General features: G+C 70.1%; 20 protein-coding genes. 3 read left to right on the forward strand and 17 right to left on the reverse strand.

The window, feature by feature from the left end; genetic code table 11:
* Window positions 1-69 precede the first annotated feature (69 nt).
* Together ACFWRO_RS19885 and ACFWRO_RS19890 are read left to right on the forward strand one after the other, a co-directional pair.
* Entirely contained in the window at window positions 70-648 is a 579-nt protein-coding gene (locus tag ACFWRO_RS19885; protein WP_384511938.1) for a phosphoesterase, read from the forward strand.
* On the forward strand, window positions 645-2219 hold the full coding sequence (locus ACFWRO_RS19890; protein WP_384511940.1) for an alkaline phosphatase D family protein: 1575 nt from the start codon (window positions 645-647) through the stop codon (window positions 2217-2219). The genes ACFWRO_RS19885 and ACFWRO_RS19890 overlap by 4 nt, the downstream gene beginning before the upstream one ends.
* A 72-nt stretch (window positions 2220-2291) precedes the next feature.
* Here ACFWRO_RS19890 and ACFWRO_RS19895 read toward each other — a convergent pair whose 3' ends face one another.
* From ACFWRO_RS19895 to ACFWRO_RS19910, 4 genes are all read right to left on the reverse strand, one after another.
* Window positions 2292-3821, reverse strand: a complete 1530-nt coding sequence (locus tag ACFWRO_RS19895; protein ID WP_384512073.1) for a hypothetical protein — start codon at window positions 3819-3821, stop codon at window positions 2292-2294.
* 913 nt (window positions 3822-4734) lie between these two features.
* Window positions 4735-5073: a DUF6113 family protein gene (locus ACFWRO_RS19900; RefSeq protein WP_384512075.1), complete on the reverse strand. Its 339-nt coding sequence runs from the start codon at window positions 5071-5073 to the stop codon at window positions 4735-4737.
* A 2-nt stretch (window positions 5074-5075) separates the two neighbouring features.
* Window positions 5076-6002 (reverse strand): N-acetyl-1-D-myo-inositol-2-amino-2-deoxy-alpha-D-glucopyranoside deacetylase, encoded by a 927-nt coding sequence (gene mshB, locus ACFWRO_RS19905; protein WP_384511942.1) that lies wholly within the window; start codon window positions 6000-6002, stop codon window positions 5076-5078.
* Between the two features lie 66 nt (window positions 6003-6068).
* Entirely contained in the window at window positions 6069-6263 is a 195-nt protein-coding gene (locus tag ACFWRO_RS19910) for a hypothetical protein (RefSeq protein WP_137993529.1), read from the reverse strand.
* 174 nt (window positions 6264-6437) lie between these two features.
* On the opposite strand from ACFWRO_RS19910, the gene ACFWRO_RS19915 reads away from it, so the two are divergent.
* On the forward strand, window positions 6438-8585 hold the full coding sequence (locus tag ACFWRO_RS19915; RefSeq protein WP_384511944.1) for a prolyl oligopeptidase family serine peptidase: 2148 nt from the start codon (window positions 6438-6440) through the stop codon (window positions 8583-8585).
* 4 nt (window positions 8586-8589) lie between these two features.
* On the opposite strand, the gene ACFWRO_RS19920 is transcribed toward ACFWRO_RS19915, so the two are convergent.
* The 13 genes from ACFWRO_RS19920 to ACFWRO_RS19980 all read right to left on the reverse strand — a co-directional run bounded on the left by ACFWRO_RS19920 (window position 8590) and on the right by ACFWRO_RS19980 (window position 26573).
* The gene (locus tag ACFWRO_RS19920; protein WP_384511946.1) at window positions 8590-9510 is read right to left on the reverse strand and encodes a hypothetical protein; all 921 of its coding nucleotides are present in this window, start codon (window positions 9508-9510) and stop codon (window positions 8590-8592) included.
* A 212-nt stretch (window positions 9511-9722) separates the two neighbouring features.
* Window positions 9723-10841, reverse strand: a complete 1119-nt coding sequence (locus ACFWRO_RS19925) for an ABC transporter ATP-binding protein (protein ID WP_384511948.1) — start codon at window positions 10839-10841, stop codon at window positions 9723-9725.
* On the reverse strand, window positions 10834-11808 hold the full coding sequence (locus tag ACFWRO_RS19930; RefSeq protein WP_384511950.1) for an ABC transporter ATP-binding protein: 975 nt from the start codon (window positions 11806-11808) through the stop codon (window positions 10834-10836). The genes ACFWRO_RS19925 and ACFWRO_RS19930 overlap by 8 nt, the downstream gene beginning before the upstream one ends.
* A 6-nt stretch (window positions 11809-11814) precedes the next feature.
* Window positions 11815-12813: an ABC transporter permease gene (locus tag ACFWRO_RS19935; RefSeq protein WP_384511952.1), complete on the reverse strand. Its 999-nt coding sequence runs from the start codon at window positions 12811-12813 to the stop codon at window positions 11815-11817.
* Window positions 12806-13729 (reverse strand): ABC transporter permease, encoded by a 924-nt coding sequence (locus tag ACFWRO_RS19940; RefSeq protein WP_384511954.1) that lies wholly within the window; start codon window positions 13727-13729, stop codon window positions 12806-12808. Before ACFWRO_RS19940 ends, ACFWRO_RS19935 begins: the two co-directional genes overlap by 8 nt.
* An 82-nt stretch (window positions 13730-13811) precedes the next feature.
* Window positions 13812-15437, reverse strand: a complete 1626-nt coding sequence (locus ACFWRO_RS19945; protein ID WP_384511956.1) for an ABC transporter substrate-binding protein — start codon at window positions 15435-15437, stop codon at window positions 13812-13814.
* A gap of 149 nt (window positions 15438-15586) precedes the next feature.
* On the reverse strand, window positions 15587-16735 hold the full coding sequence (locus ACFWRO_RS19950) for an ABC transporter ATP-binding protein (protein WP_384511958.1): 1149 nt from the start codon (window positions 16733-16735) through the stop codon (window positions 15587-15589).
* Window positions 16728-17786, reverse strand: coding sequence for an ABC transporter ATP-binding protein (locus tag ACFWRO_RS19955; protein WP_384511960.1), 1059 nt, complete (start codon window positions 17784-17786; stop codon window positions 16728-16730). Before ACFWRO_RS19955 ends, ACFWRO_RS19950 begins: the two co-directional genes overlap by 8 nt.
* 12 nt (window positions 17787-17798) lie before the next feature.
* Complete coding sequence (locus ACFWRO_RS19960) at window positions 17799-18743, reverse strand: ABC transporter permease (protein WP_384511962.1); 945 nt, start codon at window positions 18741-18743, stop codon at window positions 17799-17801.
* Window positions 18736-19665, reverse strand: coding sequence for an ABC transporter permease (locus tag ACFWRO_RS19965; protein WP_384511964.1), 930 nt, complete (start codon window positions 19663-19665; stop codon window positions 18736-18738). Before ACFWRO_RS19965 ends, ACFWRO_RS19960 begins: the two co-directional genes overlap by 8 nt.
* Before the next feature lie 126 nt (window positions 19666-19791).
* The gene (locus tag ACFWRO_RS19970) at window positions 19792-21411 is read right to left on the reverse strand and encodes an ABC transporter substrate-binding protein (protein WP_384511966.1); all 1620 of its coding nucleotides are present in this window, start codon (window positions 21409-21411) and stop codon (window positions 19792-19794) included.
* A 460-nt stretch (window positions 21412-21871) separates the two neighbouring features.
* The gene (typA, locus tag ACFWRO_RS19975) at window positions 21872-23773 is read right to left on the reverse strand and encodes a translational GTPase TypA (protein ID WP_384511968.1); all 1902 of its coding nucleotides are present in this window, start codon (window positions 23771-23773) and stop codon (window positions 21872-21874) included.
* Window positions 23774-24128: 355 nt separating this feature from the next.
* Complete coding sequence (locus ACFWRO_RS19980; protein WP_384511970.1) at window positions 24129-26573, reverse strand: ABC transporter substrate-binding protein; 2445 nt, start codon at window positions 26571-26573, stop codon at window positions 24129-24131.
* Between the last annotated feature and the right edge of the window lie 169 nt (window positions 26574-26742).

Raw genomic sequence — 26742 nt, forward strand, 5'->3', positions numbered from 1 at the left:
GTTCACTCCCGACTGCTGCGATACACGCGCCCTTTGCACAACGAACAGCGCTTGATCGAGGAGGCTCGAGTGAATCTCGTAGTCAACGGCGACGCGGAGAGCGGCCCCGGCGGGTCCGCGGATCCCGTCACCAAGGTGACCGGGTGGGTGGTGCCCGAAGGGGCGCCCGCTCTCATCTCGTACACCCTGGGGAACGGTTACCCGGGGGCCGGCGACCCCGGTCCCGCCGAGCGGGGGACGCGGTTCTTCTCCGGTGGCAACAGCCCCCGTACCGCGCTCGTCCAGGACATCGCCCTGCCCCGGAACGGTGCCACGGGGTGGCGGCACATCGACGCCGGGCGGGTGAGCTACACGCTCGCCGGGTGGCTGGGCGGGTACGCGACGCAGGAGGACGGGGCGCGGCTCTCCGTCGAGTTCCGGAACGCGCAGGGCACTCCGGTCGCCCTGTCCGTGCTCGGGCCCGTGACGGCCGGCGAGCGGCTCTCCCGTACCGCGCTCCTGGAGCGCACCGCGACCGCGCGCGTGCCGCGCACGGCGCGCACCGCGCGCGTGCTGCTCGTCTTCACCCGCAGCGGCGGCGGGACGTCCAACGACGGTTACGCCGACGCCATATCGCTCACGCTGCACGCCACGGGGGGACGCAAGTGACCAGGCTCAACCGCCGCGATCTGCTCAAGGCCGCCGGAGCCGCCGGGGCCCTGAACCTCGCCTGGCCGCTCTCCGCCGGACTCTCCCCCGCCCAGGCCCTGGAGGCCGCCGAGGCGCTCGGCGCCGAGTACGACCCGGCGCCGTTCACGCTCGGCGTCGCCTCGGGCGACCCGCAGCCGCACAGCGTCGTGCTGTGGACCCGGCTCGCCCCCGAGCCGCTGGCCGCCGAGCAGAAGCTGAGCGAGATCGTCGAGGTCGAGTGGGTCGTCGCCGCCGACCCCCAGCTGCGGCGCGTAGTCGCGCGCGGCTGCGTGCCCGCCTCCGCGACGCTCGGCCACAGCGTCCACGTACCGGTCTCCGGGCTCCGTCCGGGCGTCCACTACTGGTACGCCTTCAAGGCGCTCGGCAAGCGGAGCCGGATCGGCCGTACGAAGACCGCGCCCGTCGGCGACGTCCGCTCGGTCCGCTTCGCCGCCGCCAACTGCCAGGCGTTCCACGACGGCTTCTACGCGGCCCACCGGGGCATCGCCCGCGAGAAGGTCGACTTCGTCGTCCACCTCGGCGACTACATCTACGAGCACGGCCAGGTCGGCGGTGTCCCCGCCGACCACGTCCGCGACCACGAGGGCCCCGGGATCTTCACGGTCGCCGACTACCGCCGCCGGCACGCGCTCTACAAGGGCGACGCCTCCCTGCGCGAGGCGCACGCGGCCCACCCGTGGTTCCTGACCTGGGACGACCACGAGCTCGTCAACGACTACTCCGGTACGGGCGGCGGCGCACCGTTCATGCAGCGCCGGGCGGCTGCCTACCAGGCCTGGTACGAGAACATGCCGCACCGCGACGGCGGCGCCGGGACCCACGCGGCGCTGCCGGACCCCGAGATCCACCGCGTGCGCCGCTGGGGCAACCTGCTCGAACTGACCGTCCTCGACCTGCGCTCGTACCGCTCCGCGCAGAACCTCGCCGACGGGACCATCCTCGGCGCCGGGCAGAAGGGGTGGCTGAAGAAGAACATCGACAGCGCTCCCGACACCTGGCACGTCTGGGCCAACTCGATCATGCTCAGCCAGCTGCGGAGCCGGCCGGGCGGCTCGTACATGTTCACCGACCAGTGGGACGGCTTCCGCACCGAGCGCAAGGAGGTCCTCGGCCATGTGCACAACACCGGCATGGAGGACCTGGTCGTCATCACCGGCGACTGGCACTCGGCTTTCGTCGACGACATCCGGCCCGACTACGACGACGTCTCGTCGCCCGTCATCGGTACGGAGTTCACGGCCCACTCGGTGACCTCGGGCGCGTACTCGGCGAGTTGGAACGCCACGAACGGGCCGGTCATGGGCGCGGGCAACCCGCACCTGAAGTACTTCGAGGGCAACCGCTACGGCTACGACGTCTACGAGGTCACCCCGGAGCGCTTCAGCGCCCACATGCGGGTCATCGACGACCGCCGCGACGCGAAGTCCCCCGTCTCCACGCTGACCACCTTCCACGTGGACCGCGGGAAGGCGGGCTCGTACGAGGACCCGGCGACGAAGAACTCGCCGGCGCAGTACCGGCGCGACTGACGTATCGGGAAGCATGCAGAACGCCCGTCCCGCCGGTCATGGACCGGTGGGACGGGCGCTGTGGTGCGGTGCTCAGCCCTGGCCGCTGAGGTCGATCGTCTTCGTCCGCTCGGCCGTCGTCTTGCCCATCAGCGCGTCGCGCAGGACGAACGCGACGTCGTCGGCGGAGACCTGGTGCTTCTTGCCGTCACCCTTGGTGATCATGATGCCGTCGAAGACACCGTCCAGGAGCCGGTCGATCGCCTTCTTGTCGTAGACCTCCACCAGACGGCCGTCGACGGCCTTCATGGAGAGGATCTGCGGGAGCGAGCGCCCGGGACCGAACTTGATCTCCTTCGCCCCCGCCTTGATCAGGACGAAGTCGGACATCGCCGGCTCGGCGAACTCCTTCATCGCCCGGTCCAGCTCCGCCTTGGTGACCGACGGCTGGCGGGTGACGACCGGCAGCTCGACGGTCTTGGCCTTGCCCGTCTCGACCTGGGCGCGGAACGCGTCCTTGACGAAGAGCATCGAACGGGCGACGTCCAGGCCCTTGCCCGGCTTGCCCTCGACGGCGGTGACCTTGTTGGGGGCGAACGTGATCGTCCCCTCGGCGGCCGAGCCGGAGACGCCGGCCACGTCGCGCAGGGCGACGGCCAGCTTCTCCTCGTCGACCGGGAGCTTCGGCTGGGCGACGCGCTCGCCGCCGAAGAGGGAGCCGATCACGGAGACCGGGTTGTAGTCGCTGCCCGCCGCCGCGCGGACGGTCTCCTGGCTGTCCAGGGAGAGACCGGCCTTGTCCGGGGAGAGCGCGACGGTCTTGCCGCCGACGCTGAGCTGGAGCGGGGCGTGGGCCCGCTTGCCGAGGGCGGCCTCCAGCTTGTTGACCCCCTCCTCCTTCGTACCGCCGCCGATGTCGACACCGAGGACGGTCGTGCCCTTGGGGACGTCGGAGTGGTTGAGGAGCAGCCCGGCGCCGTAGGCGACACCGGCCAGGCCGAAGACGCCGACGCCGACGAGGACCAGCTTGGAACGGCCCTTCTTCGGCGGGGCGGAGGAGCGGGCCGGGGAGGCGGCGGGGGCCGGGGACGAGGGCGCGGGGCGCGGCTCGGCCGGGGCGCCGCCGACGTACTCGGGGGTCGAGAAGCCGCGCTCCGGGGCGCGGGGCGTCAGGTCGGGGCCGGAGGGGACGACCGGGATGCCGCTGCTGAGCGTGTCCCCGGAGACATAGCCGCCGGGCGGCTGCGTCTGGCCGGGGGCCCCCGGTCCGGCGTTCTGGGGCGTCAGGACGGCCGTGTCGTCGGACATCCGCGGCGCTCCCCCGAAGGGGTCACCGACCGCCAGCGGGTTGCCGGCCATGGGGCCGACGCCTGCCAGCGGGTTGCCCGCGACGGGGGGGCCGGACATGGGCGCGCCACCCATGGGGCCGTTGCCCATAGGTCCGCCGCCCATGGGGCCGCCGGCCATAGGGCCGGTGCCGAGCGTGGTGTTGCCCGTCGCCGGGCCCGTGGTCGGGCCGGTGGGGGCCTGCGGGCCGGCCGGGCCCTGCGGGCCGCCCTGCGCGTAGGGGGCGCCGCCGGGGCCGTACGCGGCCTCGTCCTGCGGCGGGGTCGAGAGGAACATCGGCGTACCGGACGCGGGCGTGGCCGAGATCGACGCGCCGCCGACCTTCGGGATGCCGCCCGTCGCGGGACCGGCGAAACCGGCGCCGCGCGTCGGACCGCCCGTGGCCGGGGGCCGTACGCCCGCGGGAGGCGCACCGGCCGGGCCCGAGGGGCGCGGACCGGAAGCGCCCGGACGCGGCGCGCCGGGGCCGGAGCCGGGCGCGGAGGGCTGGGACAGGCCCGCAAGGCCCGACTTCGCGCCCGGAGCGGCCGGGGCCGAGGGGGCCGGGGCGGAAGGCGCCTCGGGGGCGGCCGACTTGCGCGGGGCGAACCAGTCGCTGGTCGGCTTGTCCTCGGCCTTGGGCGGCTCCACGGGAGCCGGCGCCGGGGCGGCAGGGGCCTCCGGCGCGGGGGCCGGTGCTTCGGCGGCCGGGGCGGGCGCGGAGTCCGAGCCGCTGTCGCCGACCGGCTTACGGACGACCACGGGCGGGATCGGCCGCGAACCCGGAATGTTGATCCGGATGCGCGTCGTCAGCGTGGTCTCGGTCTTGGGCTCTTCCGGCTGCGGAGGAGCGGGCGGCGCGGCTGCGGCGCCGGCCGTCTCGTCGGGTCCGTCCTGCGTGGGATGGAGCGACGGATACTGGCGGGATCCGTACGGCGGTGTACCCGACGGGTACGCGGCTCCACCGCGCCCCTGGGCGCCGGAGGACGAACTATCGGTGTCTCGACCAGTTTCACGACTCAAAGCAGGATCTCCCGGTTGGCTCCACCGCCCGCTCTCTTGCTGGTGCTCGTGTACCCGGGCGGCTCGGCGGCGCGCACCACCATACTGGGCGGGGCGGACAGGCACCCTACGACCGGGGACCCAGGTCGGGGCAATCCGGCCGAAGTCCGGGCACCCCTTCACCGAAGCTTCGCTCAAGTCACGCTGTTCACGGGGCCGGTCGGACGAGCCGCGACATCGTGGCGCAGATCACAGCGATCGCCATGCCGCCGAGCAGGAAGATCATTTCGGCGACCCCGCCGCCGAAGACCCCGTCGCCTTCCGGGCGTCCGAGGCTGAGCAGCACGATGGTGACGAGCCAGCCCGCCCCGGGGGCCACGACGCCGAGCTGGGTGTCGGTGGCCCGCAGCCCGCCGTAGAAGACGGCGGTGGTGGCGAGGAGGGCGAGGATCAACCCGCCGGGGAACCAGGCGTTTTGGACGAAGGAGCCCGCGACGGCCACGAGGGCGCCGAGGACGACCAGAACGACGTACCAGACGATCCGCATGCTCACGCGCCCCCGTCCCGCTCGGAGTCCGTGTCGACGCCTGCGAAGAGGTCGGTCTCGCGCACGCCCTCCGGCGCGCCCGGCGTACCCCTGACCAACTGGTAGTGCTCCGTGGTGAGGATGGGCTGCCCCAGATTGTTCGAGAGCGCGAAGAACGGGCCTTCGACGGCGATTTGGGTGGCGTGGGCGCGCATCGCGGCGGTCTTGCGGGCCGCCCAGACCGGCTCACCGGCACCCTCGCCCTCGATCTCGGCGCTGATCAGAGCCTCGTCGACGACTCCCGGCACGTCGTCGATGTCGGCGACGCCGGGGAAGCCTGCGCCCTCGGCGCGCAGCCGGGCGAAGGCGGCCTCGGCCAGCGGGCGCGGGACGCGGTTCCAGTAGATCTTCGCGATCGTGTGGGCCGGGCCCAGGTCCGGGCGGTACGCGGGGTCCTCGGCCAGCTCGGCGGCGCGCATGGCGACGCGGTGGGCCTGGATGTGGTCGGGGTGGCCGTAGCCGCCGTCGGGGTCGTAGGTGACCAGGACCTGCGGACGGGTCTCGCGGACGATCTCGACCAGATACGCGGCGGCGGTGTCGACGTCCGTGTTCCAGAAGGCGTTCGCGCGGTGGTTCTGCTCGACGCCCATCATCCCGGAGTCGCGGAACCGGCCGGGGCCGCCGAGGAAGCGGTGGTCGGTGACGCCCAGCTCCTTCATCGCGTCGGCGAGCTCGCCGACGCGATAGGGCCCGAGCCGGTCCTCCCGGTCGGGCGCGAGATGGGCGAGCCCGGGCGGGATGACCTCGCCCTCCTCGCCGAGTGTGCAGGTCACGAGCGTGACCTGGGCGCCCTCGGCCGCGTACCTGGCCATGGTGGCGCCGTTGTTGATCGACTCGTCGTCGGGGTGCGCGTGCACCAGGAGCAGACGACGGGCTGGGAGAACCGTCATGGCCCCACCCTACGAGGCGGGGCCTGGGACCGCCGGGCACCCCCGAGCGCGAGGCTCAGAAGCGGCTCAGAACTTGAGGCCGCCGATCATGCCCGCCACGTTCGTGGTGAGCGTGCTGATGGACGGGGCGATGGACGAGCTCGCCAGGTAGAACCCCAGGAGCGCGCAGACCGCCGCATGTCCAGCCTTCAGCCCGGATTTCCGGATCAGCAGGAAGACGACGATCGCCAGCAGCACCACCGCCGAAATCGAGAGTGCCACGGCGGTTCACCTCCACACTTCATCGGTCGGATATTCGGACGGTCAGGTCGGCGAGCATGTGCCAGATGTCAGGTGACCCCTACCCACCTAGCGCTACGGATCATAACTATGTGTGGCACCGCATTGATGGTGTACGGAGGCACAGAGGGGGCGCACAGCGCTAGTTTCGGTCGCATGACCTCCACGCAACTGCCGTCGCATCCGCTCTCGTTCCCCCGCCAGTACGCCCGGACGCAGCGCTTCACGCTGGGCGTTCCGCGCACGTTCACGGTCTCCCCCGACGGTGAACGCGTGGTGTTCGTACGGTCGTCGTCGGGGACGGACCGATCCCACGCGCTCTGGGTCCTCGACCTGACGGACGAGCCGCGGGAGCGGCTCGCGGCGGACCCGGAGGCCCTGCTCGCGGGCGCGGCCGAGGAGTTGTCGGCGGAGGAGCGGGCGCGCCGGGAGCGGAGCCGTGAGGGTTCGGGCGGGATCGTGGCGTACGCGGTGGACGCGGCCGTGGAGTTGGCCGCTTTCGCACTCTCGGGGCGGCTGTTCGCGGCGGAGCTGCGGGCGGGGACCGCGCGGGAACTCCGGGCGCCAGGGCCCGTGATCGACCCCAGGCCGTCGCCGGACGGGCGCCACGTGGCCTATGTGGTGGGCGGCGCGCTGCGGGTGACGGGCGCGGACGGGGAGGGCGACCGGGCGCTCGCGGAGCCGGAGGACGCGCACACCACGTACGGGCTCGCGGAGTTCGTCGCGGCGGAGGAGATGGGCCGCTCGCGCGGCTTCTGGTGGTCGCCCGACTCGGACCGGCTGCTTGTGGCGCGGGCCCATGACCGGTCCGTACGGCGCTGGTGGATCGCCGATCCCGCGCACCCGGAGCGGGAGCCGCAGGTGGTGCCGTACCCGGCGGCGGGGACGCCGAACGCGGAGGTGCGGCTGTACGTGGTGGATCTGGCCGGGGAGCGTACCGAGGTCGAGTGGGACCGTGAGCGGTACCCGTATCTGGCGCGCGTGCACTGGTCGGCGGACGGGGCTCCGCTGCTGCTCGTCCAGGCCCGTGACCAGCGGACGCAGCTGCACCTGGCGGTGGACCCGGAGACCGGGGGGACGCGGACCGTGCACGCGGACGAGGACCCGGTGTGGCTGGAGCTGCTGCCGGGAGCGCCGGCGTGGGCGCCGGACGGGCGGCTCGTGCGGATCGCCGACGAGGGCGGGGCCCGGGTGCTCGCGGTCGGGGACCGGGCGCTGACAAGTGCGGCGCTCCACGTCCGCGCGGTCCTGGACATCGGGGACGACGGCGTCCTGCTGTCGGCCTCGGCGGGCGAGGAGCGGGCGGAGCCGGAGACCGGGGAGATCCATGTGTACCGGGTCGACGAGCGGGGCGTGGAGCGGGTCTCGGAGGGCGTGGGGATCCACTCGGCGGTGCGCGGCGGCGGGGTGACGGTGCTGGTCTCGGCGCGGCCTGACGCGCCCGGGAGCGTGGCGCGGGTGCTGCGGGACGGCGCGCAGGTGGCGGTGATCGCCTCGTACGCGGAGAAGCCGGTGCTTTCGGCGGGGGTGCGGCTCATGGAGGGGGGCGCACGGCGGATTCCGTGCGCCGTGCTGCTCCCCTCCGGGTACGCGGAAGGGGACGGGCCGCTTCCCGTACTGATGGATCCGTACGGCGGTCCGCACGGCCAGCGGGTGGTCGCCGCGCACAACCCGCACCTGACCTCGCAGTGGTTCGCCGACCAGGGCTTCGCGGTAATCGTGGCGGACGGGCGGGGTGCGCCGGGCCGGTCGCCCGGCTGGGAGAAGGCGATCAAGAACGACCTGATGCCGACCCTGGACGACCAGATCGAGGCGCTGCACGCACTGGCGAAGGACTTCCCGCTCGACCTGGAGCGAGTGGCGATCCGGGGCTGGTCGTACGGCGGCTACCTCGCCGCGCTCGGGGCGCTGCGGAGGCCCGACGTCTTCCACGCGGCGGTGGTGGGGGCTCCGGTGGCGGACTTCCGGCTCTACGACACCCACTACACCGAGCGGTACCTGGGCACGCCCGAGGACAACCCGGAGGTGTACGCGGCGAACTCGCTCGTCACCGACGACGGGCTCGTGGCACCCGAGGAGCCCGCGCGGCCGATGATGATCATCCACGGCCTGGCCGACGACAATGTGGTGGTCGCCCATACGCTGCGGCTCTCCTCGGCGTTGCTCGCGGCGGGCCGCCCCCATGAGGTGCTGCCGCTGACGGGCGTGACCCACATGACCCCACAGGAGCAGGTGGCGGAGAACCTGTTGCTGCTTCAGGTGGAGTTCCTGAAGCGCTCCTTGGGCATGGACCGGGACCGCTGAGGCCTCACCAGCCCGGCGGGCGGGGGTGCGGCGGCGCCGGTGGCAGGGCCGCCACCGGGCGCCGGGGTGCCGGGTGGGGCGCGCCGCGCACGGAGAGCAGGACGAGCACGGCGGCCCCGGCGAGCAGCCCGTACGCGGAGGTGGCGAGGGCGAGTCGGCCGGTGTCGTCGAGAGCGGCGAGGTGGGCGGCCCACCCGGTCCGTAACGCCGTGGCGACCCCGGTGAGCCCGCCGCCCGCCAGGAGCAGCCCCGCGAGCAGGCCGAGGGGCCGGGCGTGCGGGGCGCGGGCGAAGGCGCTGCCGGCGGCCGCCAGGAAGAGGGCGGCGAGCATCACGCTCAGCCAGGCCGGCGGGACCGCTAACGAGGGCAGGAGGAGCGAGCGGCCGCCGGTGAACCGGTCGACGGTCGCCTCGACCGGCAGGGCCCGCGCCCAGTGCACCTCCCAGGCCACCCACGCGACCGCGGCCACCGCGCACAGCACCCCGGCGGCGACGGCGGGGCCCGTACGGGGGCGGGCCGTTGGCTCGGAGGCGGGGCCGCGGCCCACGGCGGCGGTGACGACGAGCCCGGAGGCGAGGACGAGCGTGAGGAGGGTCGTGACGAGCGCGTCGACGCCGGTGGCCCACAGGCCGGGCAGCCGCAGCGCGAGCGTGAGGGCCCCGGCGGCGGCGAGCGCGGGCCCGGCCGACGACGAACGGAGCGCGGCGAGCGCGGTGGCCACGTAGGCGACGAGCAGGAGGGGGTCGAGCAGCGACGTGGCGGACCTGCTCCGGAGCAGGAAGGTGTGGTCCCCGGCCCAATACCGGCCGAGATCGGCGAGTGAGCCGAAGGCCGCGAGGTCCCGCAGGAGCCAGACGACGATGACGAGCGCGAGCGCACCGCACAGCGCGGCGCCGGTGAGACGTGCCGGTCGTGTCACTGTCACGGAGCCGATACTCACGGCTACCACGCGTCGAAACAAGCGGTTCCGCATATTCGAGCGGCAAGTGGAGGGGCGGTGTCGGCCGGCCGGGGCGACATGGCGCGCACCGGCCGGCCTACGGCACCCGCACGGCCGTACGCTGTCGAGCTTGGCGGGTTCGTATATCGGATCCGGGTCGGCCGAGTTGCCTGCGTGTTAAGGAATTTGACGGTGATTCATCCGGAATTGCCCTCCTGCTGCCCGCCCGGCTCCCCAGGCTCCTCCGGCTTCCCAGGCTCACCCGGCTCACCCGGCTTCCTCAGCTCCTCCTCCGTCGGCACCACGTGCTTCTCCTCCGCGAAGTGGCACGCCGAGTCGTGCTTGGCCGGGGAGTCGGTGAGCCGGAAGACCGCCGGGACCGCCAGCTCCGGGACTTCGAGCGTGCAGCGCTCCTGCGCCTTCCAGCAGCGGGTGCGGAAGCGGCACCCGGAGGGGACGTTGGCCGGCGAGGGCACGTCACCGCTGAGGATGATGCGATCGCGGTGCTCCCGCGCGTCCGGGTCGGGCACCGGCACCGCCGACAGCAGCGCCTGGGTGTAGGGGTGCGTGGGGTGCTCGTAGATCTGGCTGTCGGTGCCGATCTCGACGATCCGGCCGAGGTACATGACGCCGACCCGGTCCGAGATGTGCCGCACGATCGACAGGTCGTGGGCGATGAAGACGTACGAGAGGCTGAACTCGTTCTGGAGCTTCTCCAGGAGGTTCACGACCTGGGCCTGGACGGAGACGTCGAGGGCCGAGACCGGCTCGTCGGCGACGATGATCTCCGGCTGGAGCGCGAGGCCGCGGGCGATGCCGATGCGCTGCCGCTGACCGCCGGAGAACTGGTGCGGATAGCGATTGATGTACTCCGGGTTGAGGCCGACGACGTCGAGCAGGTCCTGGACCTTCCGCCGCCGGTCCCCCTTGGGGGCGACCTCGGGGTGGATCTCGTACGGCTCCCCGATGATGTCGCCGACCGTCATGCGCGGGTTGAGCGAGGTGTACGGGTCCTGGAAGACCATCTGGATGTTGCGGCGGACCGCGCGGAGCGCCTTCGGCGAGAGCTTGGTGATGTCGTCGCCCTTGTAGCGGATCGAACCGGAGGTCGGGCGCTCCAGGTTGACGAGCATCTTCGCGACGGTCGACTTGCCGCAGCCGGACTCGCCGACGATGCCGAGGGTCTCCCCCGCCGTCAGGTCGAAGTCGACGCCGTCGACGGCCTTGACCGCGCCGACCTGCTTCTTGATGACGATGCCCCGGGTGAGCGGGTAGTGCTTGTGCAGGTCGCGGACCTGGAGAATCGGCTCAGCCACGGAGGGCCTCCTGCCAGAAGTGGCACGCGCTGCGGCGTTCCTCCGACACGTCGTACAAGGGCGGTTCGTCGGTGCGGCAGACGTCCCTGGCCAGCGGGCAGCGCGGGTTGAAGGCGCAGCCGGGCGGGATGGCGAGGAGGTTCGGGGGCAGGCCCTTGATCGCGTACAGCTCCTGGCCCTTCTGGTCCAGGCGCGGGATGGAGTCGAGCAGGCCCCGGGTGTAGGGGTGAGCGGGTGACTTGTAGATCTCGTGGACGGGGGAGGTCTCGACGATCCGGCCCGCGTACATCACGGCGATCTTGTCGGCGACGTCGGCGACGACGCCGAGGTCGTGGGTGATGAGGATGAGGCCCATGTTGAGCTCGCGCTGGAGCTCGGCGAGGAGGTCCATGACCTGGGCCTGCACGGTCACGTCGAGGGCGGTGGTGGGCTCGTCCGCGATGATCAGGTCGGGTTCGAGGGAGAGCGCCATCGCGATCATGATGCGCTGGCGCATGCCGCCGGAGAACTGGTGCGGGTACTGCCCGACCCGCTCCTTGGCGGCGGGGATGCGGACCCGGTCCATCAGCTCGATCGCCTTGGCGCGGGAGTCCTTGCGGGACAGGCCCTGGTGGACCTGGAACATCTCGCCGAGCTGGTCGCCGACGCTGATCACGGGGTTGAGGGAGGACAGCGCGTCCTGGAAGATCATCGCCATCTTCGCGCCCCGGACCTTGCGCCGCTCGTCCTCCTTGAGCTTCAGCAGGTCGCGGCCCTGGAAGAGGATCTCGCCGCCGCTGATCTTCCCGGGCGGGATGTCGAGGATGCCCATGATGGCCTGGGCGGTGACGGACTTTCCGGAGCCGGACTCGCCGAGGACGGCGAGGGTCTCGCCCGCGTCGACCGAGTAGCTGACCCCGTTGACCGCCTTGGCCACGCCGTCCCTGGTGTGGAACTCCACGTGCAGATCGCGCACTTCGAGCAGCATGGGCGCCTACCTCAGCTTCGGGTCGAGGGCGTCGCGCACCGCGTCGCCGAGCATGATGAACGCGAGCACGGTGATGGCGAGCGCACCGGCCGGCCAGAGCAGCATGTGCGGGGCGTTGCGGATGTACTGCGAGGCCGAGGAGATGTCGATGCCCCAGGAGACGGTGGGCGGCTTGAGGCCGACGCCGAGGTACGACAGGGTCGCTTCGAGCGAGATGTACGTACCGAGGGCGATGGTCGCGACGACGATGACCGGGGCGACGGCGTTGGGCGTGATGTGGCGCAGCAGCATGCGGGAGTTGGAGGCGCCGAGCGCCCGGGCCGCCTGCACGTAGTCGTTCTGCTTGGCGGTGATGACCGAGCCGCGGGCGATGCGGGAGATCTGCGGCCAGCCGAGCAGGATCATGAAGCCGATGACGGGCCAGATCGTGGCGCTGGTGACGACCGACAGCAGGACCAGGCCGCCGAGGACGACGGGGATGGCGAAGAAGACGTCGGTGATCCGGGAGAGGACCGCGTCCCAGCCGCCGCCGAAGAAGCCGGCCAGGCCGCCGAGGAGGGAGCCGAGGATCCCGACGCCGAGGGTGGCGAGGACGCCGACGGCGACGGAGGTGCGGGCGCCGTAGACCGTACGGGTGTACACGTCGCAGCCCTGGCCGTTGAAGCCGAACGGGTGGCCGGGCTGGGAGCCCTCCTGGGCCTTGGACAGGTCGCACTGGAGGGGGTCTCCGCTGGCGATCAGGGACGGCCAGATGGAGATGATCACGAGGAAGAGGATGATCAGGCCCGAGATGATGAAGACCGGGTTGCGGCGCAGGTCGTGCCAGGCGTCGGACCAGAGCGAGCGCGGCTTGCCGGCCGGTCCCGTGCCGAGGGGGCCGCCCGGGGTCTTCTCCAGGGAGGCGCCCTCCTCCATGGCGAGGTCCGTGCCGGCGCCCGCCCCCGTGTGGTCGATGGCGCGCCCGTCGTCGAACGGCACATGCGGCTCAAGCGGCTGCTCAGGCATAGCGGATCCTCGGGTCAAGGACGGCGTACAGGAGGTCGACCAGGAGGTTGGCCAGCAGGAAGACGATGACGAGGACGGTCACGAAGCCGACGACGGTCTGGGTGTTCTGCCGGACGATGCCCTGGTAGAGCTGGTAGCCGACGCCGTGGATGTTGAAGATCCGCTCCGTCACGATCGCGCCGCCCATCAGCGCGCCGATGTCGGCGCCGATGAAGGTGACCACCGGGATGAGGCTGTTGCGCAGCAGGTGGCGGGTGATGACCCGGTGTCGCGGCAGGCCCTTGGCGACGGCGGTACGGACGTAGTCGGCGCGCTTGTTCTCGGCGATCGAGGTCCGGGTGAGCCGGGTGACGTACGCGAGGGAGACCGAGGCGAGGACGAGGCCGGGGACGATCAGCTCGCCGAAGGTGGCCTCGGAGGAGACCGCGGGCTTGATCCAGCCCCACTTCACGCCGAGGAGGAGCTGGAGCAGGAGGCCGGTGACGAAGGTCGGGATCGAGATGACGACCAGGGTCAGCAGCAGCACGGTGGTGTCGACGGGGCGGCCGCGCTTGAGGCCGGTCAGGACGCCGAGGCTGATGCCGATGACGATCTCGAAGAGGATCGCCACGATGGTGAGCCGGATGGTGACGGGGAAGGCGCTGGCCATCAGCTCGGTCACCGGCTGGCCGTTGAAGGCCGTACCGAAGTCGCCGGTGAAGATGTTGCCCATGTAGGTCAGGTATTGCTGCCAGACGGGCTTGTCGAGGCCGAACTCCTTCTCCAGCTGGGCGGCGGTCGCGGGATCGCAGGCACGGTCGCCGCAGAGGCCCGCGATGGGGTCGCCCATCACGGTCACCATCAGGAAGATCAGCAGGGTGGCGCCGATGAAGACCGGGATCATCTGCAGCAGACGCCGGATCACATAACGACCCATGGGGGGCTCCGGGGGTGTGGGGTAGGCGTACGGCCCGGCGCGCGGGAGAGCGCCGCGCCGGGCCGTACGCCGACGCGCTGCGTCAGTTGACCTTGATCTGGTCGTAGACCGGAACGCTGAAGGGGTTGAGGGTCACGTTGGTGACCCGGTCGGAGTAGCCGGCGCTGCCGTTCTGGTACCAGAGCGGGATCGCGCCCATGTCGTCGCGGAGGACCTCCTCGGCCTGCTGGAAGGTCTCCACGGCCTTGGCGATGTCGGACTCGGCGTTGGCCTGGTCGACGAGCTTGTCGAACTCCGGGTCGGTGTACTTGCCGTCGTTGGACGAGGCGTTCGTGTAGTACAGCGGCTGCAGGAAGTTCTGGATGAGGGGATAGTCCATCTGCCAGCCGGCCCGGAAGGGGCCGGGCATCTTCTGCGTGGAGACCTGGCTGCGGAAGTCCGCGAAGGTGCCGATCGGGTTGCCGACGCAGGCCCGGTTGTTGCCGAGCGCGTTGTTGATGGAGTTGCAGACGGCGTCCACCCACTCCTTGTGGGAGCCGGTGTCGGCGTTGTACGAGATCTTCATCGTGCCGCCGGGGATGCCGCCGCCCTCGGCGACCAGCTTCTTCGCCTCGGCGGCGTCGTACTTGCAGAACTCGCCGCAGATGTCCTTGAAGCCGCCCTCCGCGCCGAGGACCGGGGAGGTCCAGTCGACGGCGGGGGTGCGGGTCTTCTGGAAGATGGTGTCGGTGATCTGCTCGCGGTTGATCGCCATGGAGAGGCCCTGGCGGAGCTTCTCCTGACCGGGCTTGTTCCACGCCGGGTCGTAGAAGGGGAAGCCGAGGGTCTGGATGATGCCGGCCGGCACGTTGATGTACCGGTCGCCGAGGTCCGCCTGGACGTTCTTGAGCTGCGAGGCGGGCACGTCGTCGACGAGGTCGAGGTTGCCGGCCGTCAGGTCGGTGTAGGCGGTGTTGTTGTCGGTGTAGACCTTGAGGGTCACGCCACCGTTCTGCGCCTTGTCGTCACCGGGGTAGGCGTCCCAGCGCTTCAGCTCCATCTGGGAGCCCTTGGCGTACGAGTCGACCGTGTACGGGCCGTTGCCGACGGGCTGGTTCAGCCAGGCCGCGTGGTCGTCGAAGAAGGACTTCGGGAGCGGGGCGAAGGCCGCGTAGCCGAGGGTGTCGGGCCAGGTGGAGAACTTCTGGGTGAGCTTGACCGTGAAGGTCTGGGGGTCGACGATCTTGAGCCCGGACATCGTCTCGGCGGTCGGCTCGCCCTTCTCGGGGTGGACCTGGTCGTAGCCCTCGATCTGGCCGAAGAAGCTGGCGTTCTTCTGGTTGTTCTTCAGGCTGGCGCCGTAGTTCCAGGCGTCCACGAAGGAGTTCGCGGTGACCGCCTCGCCGTTGGAGAAGGTCCAGCCGTCCTTGACGGTGACGGTGAAGTTCGTGGAGTCCGTGGTCTCGATCTTCTCGGCGAGCATGTCGTTGGCCGCGCCGGTCTTCGGGTCGTACTGCTTGAGCCCCCGGAAGATCATGGAGAGGACCTTGCCGCCCTGCACCTCGTTGGTGTTCGCGGGCTCCAGCGGGTTCTGCGGGTCGCCCCACGAGGAGCTCACGACACCGTCCGCGCCACCACCTCCGCCATCGCCCCCGCCGCCGCAGGCCGTGGCCGTGAGAGCGACGGCTACGGCCACTGCGGCCCACTTGGCGTGCGTGGCTCCGCGCATGAGGTGCCTCCCGAGGTCCTGGTATGTATCGAGAGCCCCAATATCACCCGAGTGCGGGCGGTATGCACCTTAACGACACCCGTAAGGACAGAAGCACGAAGGCGCCCCGGCCGTCATGGCCGGGGCGCCCTCGATGCACAGCGGGAGAACTACGCCGCGTGGACGACGTCCTTCTCCTCGGCGAAGTGGCACGCCGACTCGTGCGCGGCCGGGGTGTCCTCACCCTGGAAGCGCTCGGGGATGGCGAGCAGCGGCACCTCGGTGGAGCACTTGTCCTGCACCTTCCAGCACCGGGTGCGGAAACGGCAGCCCGACGGCGGGTTGGCCGGCGAGGGGACGTCTCCGGTGAGGATGATCCGCTCGCGACCCTCACGGGCGTCCGGGTCGGGGACCGGGACCGCCGACAGCAGCGCCTGGGTGTAGGGGTGCGTCGGGTGGTCGTAGATCTGCGTGTCCGTACCGATCTCGGCCATCTTGCCGAGGTACATCACGCCGACCCGGTCCGAGATGTGCCGGACGATCGACAGGTCGTGGGCGATGAAGAGGTAGGAGAGGTTGAACTCGTCCTGCAGCTTCTCCATCAGGTTGATGACCTGCGCCTGGACGGAGACGTCCAGGGCCGAGACCGGCTCGTCGCAGACGATGATCTCCGGGTTGAGCGCGAGGCCGCGGGCGATGCCGATGCGCTGGCGCTGACCGCCGGAGAACTGGTGCGGGTAGCGGTTGATGTACTCGGGGTTCAGACCGACCACATCGAGCAGCTCCTGCACCCGGCGGCGACGGTCACCCTTCGGGGCCACCTCGGGGTGGATGTCGAAGGGCTCACCGATGATGTCGCCGACCGTCATGCGCGGGTTCAGCGAGGTGTACGGGTCCTGGAACACCATCTGGATGTTCCGGCGGACGGCCTTCAGCGCGCGGCCGGACAGCTTGGTGATGTCCTGGCCCTTGTAGAAGACCTCGCCGGCGGTGGCCCGCTCCAGCGTCATCAGGAGCTTGGCGACCGTGGACTTGCCACAGCCGGACTCGCCGACGATGCCGAGGGTCTCGCCCTGGTAGAGGTCGAAGGAGATCCCGTCCACGGCCTTGACCGCGCCGACCTGCTTCTTGAACAGGATGCCCTGGGTCAGCGGGAAGTGCTTGACCAGGTTGCGCACCTGCAGGATCGGCTCACCGCGCTCGACGGGCGCCTCGATGGCGGCTACGGCCGCCGCCTCGCTCGCCGCGTCGACCTCGTGGACCTCGGTGACGTTCGGAGTCGCGTCCGCGGCCTCGTCCTTCTTGCTGAGCTCAGCCATGGATCGTCTCCTTCCAGAAGTGGCAGGCGCTGCCGCGGCCGGGCAGCTCCGTGCCGTCCTGCTCGGAGACCGGCGCGAGCGCCGGGATCTCCGTGCGGCAGATGTCGTCGGCCTTGGGGCAGCGCGGGTTGAAGGCGCAGCCGGTGGGCACGCGGAGCAGGTTGGGCGGCAGGCCCTTGATCGCGTACAGCTCCTGGCCCTTCTGGTCCAGGCGCGGGATCGAGTCGAGCAGACCTCGGGTGTACGGGTGGGCCGGGCGCTTGTACAGCTCGTGGACCGGCGCGGTCTCGACGATCCGGCCCGCGTACATGACCGCGATCTTGTCCGCGACGTCGGCGACGACGCCGAGGTCGTGGGTGATCAGGATCAGACCCATGTTGTACTCGCGCTGGAGCTCCGCGAGCAGGTCCATGACCTGGGCCTGGACGGTCACGTCGAGCGCCGTGGTGGGCTCGTCCGCGATGATCAGGTCCGGCTCCAGGGCGAGCGCCATCGCGATCATGATGCGCTGGCGCATGCCGCCGGAGAACTGGTGGGGGTAGTCGTTGACCCGGGCCGCGGCGGCCGGGATCTTGACCTTGTCCATCAGCTCGATGGCCTTGGCCTTGGCCTCCTTCTTGGAGAGGCCGTGGTGCACCCGGAACATCTCGCCGAGCTGGTAGCCGACGGAGAGGACCGGGTTGAGGGAGGAGAGCGCGTCCTGGAAGATCATCGCGATCTTCTGGCCGCGGATCTTCCGGCGCTCCTCGCCGGACATCTTCAGCATGTCCTCGCCGCGGAAGAGGATCTCACCCTTGGGGATCTTGCCGGGCGGCATGTCGAGGATGCCCATGATGGCCTGCGCGGTGACGGACTTGCCGGACCCGGACTCGCCGAGCACGGCGAGCGTCTCGCCCGCGTTGACGCTGTAGTTGACGCCGTTGACCGCCTTGGCCACACCGTCGCGGGTGTGGAACTCCACGTGCAGGTCGCGGACTTCGAGCAGCGGGCCGGTGTGCTCGTCGCCGCCGCGCGGGGCGGGGACGTTCGCGGTCTTGTCGATGAGGCTCACGTGTACGCCCTCCTAGCGCAGCTTGGGGTCGAGGGCGCTGCGAACCGCATCGCCGAGCATGATGAACGCCAGAACGGTGATCGACACCATGACCGACGGGATGATCAGGACGAACGCCGCGTTACGCAGCTGCTCCTGGCCCGAGGAGATGTCGACGCCCCACGAGACCGTCGGCTCGGCGAGGCCGATACCGAGGAAGGAGAGCGTCGCCTCCGCCGAGATGTAGCCGCCGAGCGCGATGGTGGAGACCACGATGACCGGGGCGATGGCGTTCGGCAGGATGTGCCGGAGCAGGATCCGCGTGGTGGAGGCGCCGAGCGCCTTGGCCGCCATCACGTAGTCCGCCTGCTTGATGGTGATCACCGAGCCGCGGGCGACTCGGGCGATCTGGGTCCAGCCCAGGAAGGCCAGGGCGAGGATGACGACCCAGAGCTTGCGCTCCTCGAACGAGGTCAGGACGACCATCGCGCCGAGGATGAAGGGGACACCGAAGAAGATGTCCGTGATGCGGGACAGGATCGTGTCCGCCCAGCCGCCGAAGTAGCCGGCGAGCATGCCGACGATCGTGCCGAGGACGGTGACGAGGACGGTGACGACGACGGCGACGGCGATCGAGGCGCGGGCACCGTAGATGACACGCGCGTAGATCGAGCGGCCCTGGATGTCGTAACCGAACCAGTCCTCGCCGAAGAAGCTGCCCCAATTGGGCTTCTGCAGGTAGTGCTTGGCGAGGTCCGCGTGGCGCGGGTCGGCGCTGGTGAACAGGCCGGGGAAGACGGCCATGGTCAGCAGGACGGCGATCAGGACGGCGGAGACCAGGAAGATCGGGTTGCGGCGCAGGTCGTGCCAGGCGTCCGACCAGAGGCTGCGCGGCTTCTCCTGCTTCTCGACCGGCTTGACGGCGGACACGTCCGCCGAAGTCTCTCCGGCGACAGCTTCCTTGAGTGCCTCAGGCATAACGGATCCTCGGGTCCAGGACCGCGTAGAGCAGGTCGACGAGCAGGCTGGCGACGAGATAGACGACCACGATCAGGGTCACGATGCCCACGACGGTGGCGCCTTCACGGTGCTTCAGCGCGGAGAAGACGTTGTAGCCGACGCCCTGGACGTTGAAGATGCCCTCGGTGACGACCGCGCCGCCCATCAGGGCGCCGATGTCGGTGCCGAGGAAGGTGACGACGGGGATCATCGAGTTGCGCATCAGGTGGACGCCGATGATGCGGCGGCGCGGCAGGCCCTTGGCCACCGCGGTGCGCATGTAGTCGGAGCGCAGGTTCTCGGCGATCGAGGTCCGGGTGAGGCGGGCGACGTACGCCAGCGACAGCGAACCGAGCACGACGGCCGGCAGGACCAGTTCGTTCCAGTCCGCCACGGCGCTCACGTTCGGGTCGACCCAGCCGAGCTGGTGGGCGAAGAAGTACTGCGCCAGGAAGCCGAGGACGAACGAGGGGACGGAGATCAGGAGCAGAGTCAGGACCAGCAGGCCGCGGTCCCGGAGCGTGTCGGCCTTCAGACCGGCGAAGACACCGAGGGAGATACCGACGAGCGCGGTGAAGGTGAAGGCGAACAGGGTGAGTCGGATCGTGATGGGGAACGCGTCCGCGATGATGTCCGCGACCGGTTGCCCACTGGCGATCTGCGTGCCGAAGTCGCCCTGGAGCAGGTTGACGAGGTAAGTCCCGTACTGCACGAGGAGCGGCTGGTCGAGCCCGAGGTCCTTCTTCATCGCAGCGATCTGCGTCGGGTCGACGGTCTGCTCTCCGGCGAGCGCGCGCACGGGATCGCCGGGCAGCGCGTACATCATGGAGAAGACCAGCAAGGTTGACCCGATGAAGACCGGGATCATCTGGAGCAGTCGCCGCGCGACATAACGCCCCATGTTTGCCTCCGATATGAATACCTACAGCCCCCGGGGCCGGTCCCAGGATGTGGGAACCGGCCCCGGGGGCCTACCGCCAGTTGCGGTGGCGGCTGACGGCCGAGTGGGGTGGGCCCTTGGGGCTGATTACTTGGTGGTGACTTCGGTGATGTTGAAGTCGCCGTGGAAGTCGACGGTCACGTTGTCGACAGCCGCGGAGTGGCCACCGTTGATCTTGTACTCCCACAGCGGGATCGCCGGCATCTTCGTGAGGACGAGCTTCTCGGCCTCCTGGTAGAGCTTGATCGACTCTTCCAGCGACTTGGCGTTGTCGCCCTTCTTGAACGCGGCGTCGACCTCGGGGTCCGAGAAGCGACCGTTGTTCGCCTCGGCCGTCGTGCCGTACAGCTCACGCATGAAGTTGACGTTCACCGGGTAGTCGGCGACCCAGCCACCGCGGTACATCGCCTTGACCTTGTCGTTGTCACGCGCTTCCAGGTCGGTCTGGAAGTCCGGCTTGGCGTCCGGGATGCAGTCCACACCGGTGGAGTTGCGGATCGACTCGCAGACCGCGGTGATCCACTCCTTGTGGCCACCGTCGGCGTTGTACTGGATCCAGATCTTGTTGTCCGGAACGCCGCCGCCCTCGGTGACGAGCTGCTTGGCCTTGGCCGGGTTGAACTTGAAGACGTCGCTGCCGAGGTCCTGCTTACCGGCGACACCCTGCGGGATGAAGCTGGTGGCCGGCTGGCGGGTGCCGTTGAGCACGGTCTTCGTGATCGTGTCCCGGTCGATCGCCATCGACAGACCCTGGAGGACCTTCGGGTTGATGCCCTTGAAGGTCTTCGAGTAGAAGGTCGGCACGAGGCTCTGGATGGCCGCGTACGGCTGCTCGATCGCGCGGTCGCCGAGGTCCTGCTTGTACTTCGGCAGGTCCTTCGGGCCGACCTGGCGGATCATGTCCAGGTTGCCGGAGAGGAGGTCCTGGTACGCGGCCTCGACGGTCGCGTAGTTCTTGAAGAGGACACCCTTGTTCTTGGCCTTGTTCGGGCCCTGGTAGTCAGGGTTGGCCTTGACCTGGATGAGCTTCTTGTGGTCCCACTTCTCGAAGATGTAGGGACCGTTGCCGACCGGCTTCTGACCGAACGCGGCCGGGTCCTTGTAGAAGGACTCGGGCAGCGGGGCCCAGGTGGTGTAGCCGAGCTTGTACTCGAAGTACGGAACCGGCTTCGCCAGGTCGATGGTGAAGGTGGTGTCGTCGACGACCTTGAGGCCCGACATCTCCTTCTTCGCAGGGGCGCCCTTCTCCGGGTGGACGTCGGCGTAGCCGGCGATGTCCTCGAACCAGAAGGCGTTCTGCTGCTTGTTCTCGATGTTGGCGTACCAGTTCCACGCCTTGACGTAGGACGCCGACGTGACCGGGGTGCCGTCGTGGAACTTCCAGCCCGGCTTGAGCTTGACCGTCCACGTCTTGGAGTCGGTCGTCTTGATCGACTCGGCGTTCGTGTAGACGATCTTGCCCGAGGCGTCGAAGTCCAGCAGCTGCGTGAAGAGCGACTGGATGACGTAGCTACCGAGCGACTCATTGGTGTCGGCCGGGATCAGCGGCTTCTGGGGCTCACCGACGTCGATCGAGACATAGCCCGCGGGCTTGCCCTTCTCCTTCGAGGCACTGTCGTCCTTGCCACTGCCGCCGCCACAGGCGGTCGCTGCCAGGGCCACGATGGTCGCGCCCACTACCCACTTGGCGCTCTTGGCACCGCGCATGGGTTCCTCCTCATGAGTCCACTTGTCACTACAAGAAGGGCACTCCGAGTGCGCCGACACCCCTGACGGCATTGCACTCCATGTGCCCCGAGTGTGCTCGTGAGTCGGCACTCCCCACAGTGCGTGACCCATTGACCCGAGCTCAATGCAGCCAACTATTAAGTACGGCCGGGCCGTAAACCACACTTAAGTGGTCTCGTTTTGACAACATCGCCAGGGGTCATGAGACCGAAATCCGGACAAAGTGATCACAGACAGACACACGCGAAACGGACCGTTAACACACGTTCCGGAGAGCGACGGCCGATATCCGGACACCCTGGCCATGAAATGGATTTGACGAAAGGCCCGGACCCCCACAGTGACTGTGGGGGTCCGGGCCTCGCGTGTGAGGTGGATCTGAGGTGGCGTCAGCCGACGTCAGCGGCGCTCGCCGCCGAGATCACACCTGTGGAGCGCGTCAGCCGTTCTTGGCGCGCGACGCGGTGCGACCGCGCTGGTTCTGGTCCAGGACGACCTTGCGGATGCGCACGGCCTCCGGGGTGACCTCGACGCACTCGTCGTCGCGGCAGAACTCCAGGGACTGCTCCAGGGAGAGCTTGCGCGGCGGGACGATCGCCTCGAAGGAGTCGGCGGAGGCGGAGCGCATGTTGGTGAGCTTCTTCTCCTTGGTGATGTTCACGTCCATGTCGTCGGCGCGCGAGTTCTCGCCGACGATCATGCCCTCGTACACCTCGGTGCCGGGGTCGGTGAACAGGACACCGCGCTCCTGGAGGTTGGTCATCGCGAAGGCGGTGACCGCACCCGCGCGGTCGGCGACCAGCGAACCGTTGTTACGGGTCGTCAGCGTGCCGAACCACGGCTCGTGGCCCTCGTGGATCGAGTGCGCGATACCCGTACCGCGGGTGTTGGTCAGGAACTCCGTACGGAAGCCGATGAGGCCACGGGACGGAACGACGAACTCCATGCGGACCCAGCCGGAGCCGTGGTTCGACATGTTGTCCATGCGGCCCTTGCGGACGCCCATGAGCTGCGTGACCGCGCCCATGTGCTCCTCGGGCACGTCGACCGTGAGGCGCTCGACGGGCTCGTGCGTCTTGCCGTCGACCTCCTTGGTGACGACCTGCGGCTTGCCGATGGTGAGCTCGAAGCCCTCGCGGCGCATCTGCTCGACCAGGATGGCGAGCGCGAGCTCACCACGGCCCTGGACCTCCCAGGCGTCGGGACGCTCGGTGTCGAGGACGCGGAGCGAGACGTTACCGATCAGCTCGCGGTCCAGACGGTCCTTGACCTGGCGGGCGGTGACCTTGCGCTGCTTGACCGCGGACTTGGCGTCCGCGCCCTTGCCCGTGCCACCGCGGCCGACGAGCGGCGAGGTGTTGGTGCCGATGGTCATGGAGATGGCCGGCTGGTCGACCGTGATCAGCGGCAGCGCGATCGGGTTCTCCGGGTCGGCCAGGGTCTCGCCGATCATGATGTCGGGGATACCGGCGACGGCGCAGATGTCACCGGGGCCGGCGACCTCGGCCGGCTTGCGGGTGAGCGCCTCGGTCATCATCAGCTCGGTGATGCGGACGTTGGAGATCGTGCCGTCCCGCTTGATCCACGCGACCGTCTGGCCCTTGCGCAGCTCGCCCTGCTCGACGCGGAGCAGCGCGATACGGCCGAGGAAGTTGTCGGCGTCGAGGTTGGTGACGTGGGCCTGGAGCGGCGCCTCCTCCTCGTACGACGGGGCCGGGACGTGCTCGAGGATCGTGGAGAAGAACGGCTCCAGGCTGTCACTGTCCGCGGGGACCGTGCCGTTCTCCGGCTTGGTCAGCGAGGCGATGCCGTCACGGCCGCAGGCGTAGACGATCGGGAACTCGATCTGGTCCTCGTCCGCGTCCAGGTCGAGGAAGAGGTCGTAGGTCTCGTTGACGACCTCGTCGATCCGGGAGTCCGGGCGGTCCGTCTTGTTGATGCAGAGGATGACGGGCAGGCGCTGCTGGAGGGCCTTGCGCAGCACGAAGCGGGTCTGCGGGAGCGGACCCTCGGAGGCGTCCACCAGGAGGACGACCGCGTCGACCATCGACAGACCGCGCTCGACCTCGCCACCGAAGTCGGCGTGACCGGGGGTGTCGATGATGTTGATCGTGATCGGGGCCCCGCCGTCCTTGGGGTGATACTTCACCGCCGTGTTCTTGGCGAGGATCGTGATGCCCTTCTCACGCTCCAGGTCGTTCGAGTCCATCATGCGGTCGTCGAGGTGCTGGTGGGCGGCGAAGGCACCGGCCTGCTTGAGCATGGCGTCGACGATGGTCGTCTTGCCATGGTCGACGTGGGCGACGATGGCGACGTTACGGATGTCGTGGCGCGTGGGCATGGGTGCTTGCGCTTCTCTCGGATCGTGGGATGCGGCGTCAGTTCCTCTTACGCCCGCCGGGCGGACGCGCCACGGCTATGTCCTATGGTACGGGGCCGCCGCGCAGAGGGCTTCCCCGCCCGGATTCGAGAGGGTCTATCTGGGAGCTACTGGGAGGCTGGGGGCCTCGGTGGAGCTGTGCTGTGTGGCTGGTGGGGGGAGTGGGGGCACGTGAGTGGGGGCACTGAGCGTGCGGAACCGGCCGGGTCAAGGGGCCGGACGCGATCTTGCCCGCCGGGGAGACCGGCGGGCAAGGAACTTGAGCGGCTTCTGAGGTTGCGACCTGCGGTTTCCCAGCTTATTGGCGGCTTTCTGGCTACTTCTTGATGTTGCGCTCCGCGCCGTTCGCCGACTCCGGCTTCTTGTAGCCGATGTCCTGGTAGCGCGGGGTCGCGAAGCCCCAGGCGCCCGCGTTCACGATGCCGGGCTCGGCCGCCACCAGCTGGGGGCGCTGATAGAGGGGAATCGATCCGGCAGCCGCCCAGATCCGGGCGTCGGCCTGGCGGACCAGGTCGCGGGCCTCCTCCTCGTCCAGGGTGGCCACCGCCTGGTCGAACAGTTGGTCGATACGGTCCGTCCCGACGCGGGCGTAGTTCTGCTCGACCAGGAGGGAGCCGTCGGAGGCCGGCTCGGGCTTGGCGAAGATCGGCCGGGCGTCGGTCGCCGGGAAGGCGGACGCGGGCCAGGAGTAGAGGGCGAGGTCGTAGTCGCCGGCGGCGATGTGGTCCTTGAAGAAGCTCTCGTCGGCGACCTTGGTGATCTCCGTACGGATGCCGACCGCGTCGAGCATCCGGACGATCTTGTCGCCGACCGCGCGGAGCGACTCCGAGCCGGGGCCCGAGGGCAGGACGAAGCGCAGGTTGAGCGGCTTGCCGTCCTTGCCGAGGGCCCCGGTGGCGGCGGCCGGCACGGCGGGGGCGGCGGTGCCGCGCGGGGCGTAGGCCCCGGCGACGCCCTTGTCGGGGCCCACGGCCGGGTTCTGGGCCTTGGCCTCGGTGTCCGTGGCCCGTCCCGCGGCGGTGTCGAGGAGGGTGGCCTGGCGCAGCACGGCCATGTTCTGGAGGGCCGCGCCGGGGGCGGGGGCGAGGACGTTGGTGCCGCTCTCGGGCTCGGGGGCCTTGCCGTCGGCGGGGACGGCGGTGCCGCCCGGCTTGTCGTCGCCGACGATGTAGAGGCCCTCGTCGGAGGCGGCGTCGGAGCCGGGCTTCTGGGCCTTGTCGGAGGTCTTCTTCTCGGCGTCGGTCTTCTTGTCCGCGTCGGTCTTCGGCTCGGCGTCGGTCTTGCTGGGATCCGTCTTCTTGTCGGCGTCGGCGCCCTTCTCCACCGCCTCGCTGCCCGCCTTCGTCCCGGCGGGCTTCTTCGCCGCGCCGCCCGGCACCCACCCGGCGTCCGCGAGCAGGGCCCGCGCCTCGTTGGCGTCCTGGGCGCCGAGCGCGTCGCTGCTGTCCGCGTACGCCGCCTGCCCCGCCAGGGCCAGGTGGCTGCCCGGAGGCTTGGCCGGAAGGCCCAGCGGCTTGAGTACGGATTCGGCCAGTTCCTGGCGGTCGAGCGCGCGGGCCACCGCGCGCCGTACCCGCTCGTCGGCGAGCGGACCGTTCTCGCCGTTCAGCGAGAGCTGGGTGTACGCGGGCTCGAGCGACTTGCGGACCACCAGCTTCCCGAGCGCCCGCTGCTCCTCCGCGTACCGGTCGATGGCCTTCTGGTTCTTCTCGCGCGCGGCCCGGACCGTCTCCGCCTTCTCCTCGTCGGAGCCGTTCGCGAGCGCCCAGGACTTCAGGGCCGCCGACGGGGTGATCGCGGCGCCCGGCCCGTGGGAGAGGGCCTGCGAGCCGCTCTGGCCGGCGCGGGCGTCCCGTACCGCGAGCGCGATGCGGTCGGCGGCCGGCCGATCGATCTCGGCCAGATCGAGGGTTCCGGCGGCGAGCGCGGCGACCCGGTCCTTACGGGCCACGGCCTTCAGGACGAGCTGGTCGAGCTTGGCGGGCTGCCCCCACCAGCGGGGGTTCCGGGCGAGCGTGACCGTACCGGCCTTGCGGTCCGAGGCCTTGAGCAGGAACGGTCCTGCGGTGGACTTCAGGGTGGTTCGCGCGCCGTCGTTGAAGGAGTTCGGGGAGCCCATCACCTCCTTCGGATAGAGGGGGGTGAAGAGGGACTGCCAGTCGGCGTACGGCTTGCCGAAGGTGACCCGTACCTCCAGGTCGTTCTTGCCGCGCTCGATCCTCTCGATCCGCTCGTAGCCGGAGTTGCGGGCGGTCCAGTACGCGGTGTCCCGGCCGCTCAGGGCCCGCCACTGCGCGACGAAGTCGGGGGCGCCGATCTCGCGGCCGTCGCTCCACACCGCCTGCTGGTTGAGCTTGTAGAGGACGACCTGCTTGGGCTCCGTCTCGACGACCTGCGCGGACTCCAGGTAGTCCGGGTTGCGCTGGGGGCGGCCGCGCCCGTCGAGGGTGTAGAGCGCGGGGAGTACGGCCCCGGCGATGCGGGAGGTGGCACCGTCGGCATCGGCCTGGAAGGCGTTGAGCGTGGTGGGCATCGCGTCCACGGCCCAGTTCAGCGTGGCGCCGTCCTTCACCTGATCGCGCGCGGCGGGCGCGTGGTCGGGGGCGGCGGCGGTCGCCTCTTCCGCCTCGTCGCCGGAGCTGCATCCGGCCAGGACGGAGACGGCGAGCACGGCACTGGTGAGCGTGGCGACGGAGCGGAGCGTGCGGGAGCGGGGGCTCCTGGAGCATGTCCTCCCGCGAGGGGCGCCGACCTGGGACATGACTTGTACCCCTTCGTCCAGTTTTATGCCATTTGGCGATGATCACACCTATTGCTCATACACTGAAAAGGACGGACCGGATCCGGCCACGGCGACACGGCGACAGGACGGGGCAAACCCACCCGTGCGGCCCAACCGCCGGGCGGCGCCGGTCTCCGGACGAGTGGAA

Origin of the sequence: Streptomyces sp. NPDC058579 (assembly GCF_042718575.1) — a bacterium.
GTDB lineage: Bacteria > Actinomycetota > Actinomycetes > Streptomycetales > Streptomycetaceae > Streptomyces.